This window comes from Microbacterium xerophyticum, assembly GCF_053543555.1.
In genome coordinates this window covers 509,169-511,475 of record NZ_JBLVOB010000006.1, presented here as the reverse complement: position 1 = coordinate 511,475, position 2,307 = coordinate 509,169, and the positions used below count along the sequence as shown (strand labels likewise).

Annotated in this window: 1 protein-coding gene; it reads right to left on the bottom strand. The window is 68.2% G+C overall.

Annotation, left to right across the window (positions count from 1 at the left end; genetic code table 11):
• Nucleotides 1–122: 122 nt before the first annotated feature.
• Complete coding sequence (locus ACNPNP_RS09125) at nt 123–2,213, bottom strand: heavy metal translocating P-type ATPase (protein ID WP_448965710.1); 2,091 nt, start codon at nt 2,211–2,213, stop codon at nt 123–125.
• Nucleotides 2,214–2,307 lie beyond the last annotated feature (94 nt).

The following is a 2,307-nucleotide window of genomic DNA, read 5'->3' as shown; positions in this document are numbered from 1 at the left end:
GTCGATGGCTGGAAACCGGCGGATGCCGCGGCATCCGCCGGTTTCCATGATCAGGCCCATCTCACCCGGCACTTCCGCAGGATCCTGGGAACGACGCCGGCGCGCTTCGCAGCCGCCTGAGCTCACGCTTCGGGGTTCGCGTGGGACAGATCGACTCTTCTGAGCAGTTGCGCGTTGAGAGCGACCACGATCGTCGAGAGCGACATCAGGATCGCGCCGACCGACATCGGCAGAACGAAGCCGACGGGGGCGAGCACTCCGGCGGCCAACGGCACGGAGATCAGGTTGTAGCCGGCGGCCCACCAGAGGTTCTGGGTCATCTTCCGGTAGCTCGCACGGGAGAGGTCGATCACCGACAGCACCGAGCGCGGGTCGTCGCCGGCGAGGATCACGCCTGCTGAGGCGATCGCGACGTCCGTACCCGCGCCGATCGCGATGCCGACGTCGGCCTGCGCGAGAGCGGGTGCGTCGTTGACCCCGTCACCGACCATCGCGACGCGGTGCCCTTCCGCCTGCAGCTCACGCACCTTGGACGCCTTGTCCTCCGGCCGCACACCGGCGTAGACGCGGTCGATGTCGAGCTCGGCGGCCACCGCGGACGCCACCGCCTCTGCATCGCCGGTGATCATCACGACCTGCACGCCGCGAGCGTGGAGGGCGGCGACGGCCTCACGCGATTCGGGACGGATCTCGTCGGCCAGGCGCAGCGCGCCGGCCACCCGGCCGTCCACCAGTACGTGGAGGATGATCGCGCCTTCCTGGCGCCAGTCGTCCGCGATGGGCCGCTCTTCGCCCTTCTCCTGTTCGAGGAGCCGAGGACCGCCGACCTGCACGGTCTCACCGTCTACGACGGCGCGCACGCCGATCGCCGGCGATGACGAGAAGTCGGACGCGGCCGGGACGCTGATACCCCGTGCTGCGGCCGCGCCGACGATGGCCTTCGCGAGCGGGTGCTCTGAATCGCTCTCGGCTGCGGCTGCGAGTGCGAGCAGAGCGTCGCTGGAACGGTCCGCCGTGGTGTCCACGGCGGTGACTGTGGGCGCACCCTTTGTGAGGGTTCCGGTCTTGTCGAACAGCACGACGTCGACGGTCCGCATGCTCTCCAGCGCGAGTCGGTCCTTGACGAGGACGCCAGCTCGCGCAGCGCGCTCCGTCGCGATCGAGACCACCAGCGGGATGGCGAGGCCGAGCGCGTGAGGGCAGGCGATCACGAGGACAGTGACGGTGCGGATGATCGCCTGATCCGGCATTCCGAGCGTCGACCACGCCACGGCGGTGATGGCCGCCGCTCCGAGCGCGAACCAGAAGAGCCACCCTGCGGCCTTGTCGGCGATCCGCTGCGCGCGCGACGAGGAGTTCTGCGCTGCCGTGACCAGTCGCTGGATGCCGGCGAGCGCGGTGTCAGCGCCGACCGCGGTGATCTCGACGCGCAGGCCGGAGTCGGTCGCCACGGTACCGGCGACCACCTGGTCGCCGACGGTGCGACGCACAGTCTGGGATTCACCGGTGATCATCGATTCGTCGAGGTGCGCGCTGCCTTCGCGGATCGTGCCGTCGGCAGGCAGCCGGGAGCCCGGCCTGACCATCACGAGGTCGCCTTGGCGCAATGCGTCGGGGGACACAGTCGTGATCGTGTCGCCGTCGATGCGTTCGGCTTCGTCGGGGAGCAGTGCGGCGAGCGAATCGAGCGCCGAGCTCGTCTGAGCGAGCGAACGCATCTCGACCCAGTGTCCGAGCAGCATGATGACGATCAGCAGGGCGAGTTCCCACCAGAACTCGAGCTCGTGGTGAAGAATGCCGAGGGTCGCGCCCCAGGAGGCGAAGAAGGCCACCGTGATCGCGAGCGCGATCAGCAGCATCATGCCAGGAGTGCGGGCGCGAAGCTCAGAGACAGCGCCGGAGAGGAACGGAGCGCCTCCCCATGCGTACATCACCGTGCCGAGCACTGCGGAGACCCACACCGTCCACTCGGGGAGCTGATACCCGAGCACCATGCCGAACATCGGGGACGTGGCGACGACCGGTACCGCGACGATGAGCATGATCCAGAACAGGCGTCGGAACTGACCGACGTGATCGGCATGGTCGTGATGCCCGTGCGAAGCGTGTTCGGCAGGAGCCTTCGTGTGCGCGTCGTGCTCGTGCGCAGCCGGCTCATGCTCGGCATGCTCCCGTACGACGTGCATGTGATCGTCGTGGTGTGCGTGCGTCATGATCTCATCCTTCCGAAGGGGTCGATCAGTCACAACCGTATACCCCTAGGGGGTATTCCCGAAAGGGGCACGTGCACGAAGAAGGGGCCCCCTC

Excerpts from the sequence above, each read along its gene's own strand:
- ACNPNP_RS09125 (WP_448965710.1), bottom strand. The coding sequence starts at position 2,213 with ATGACGCACGCACACCACGACGATCACATGCACGTCGTACGGGAGCAT.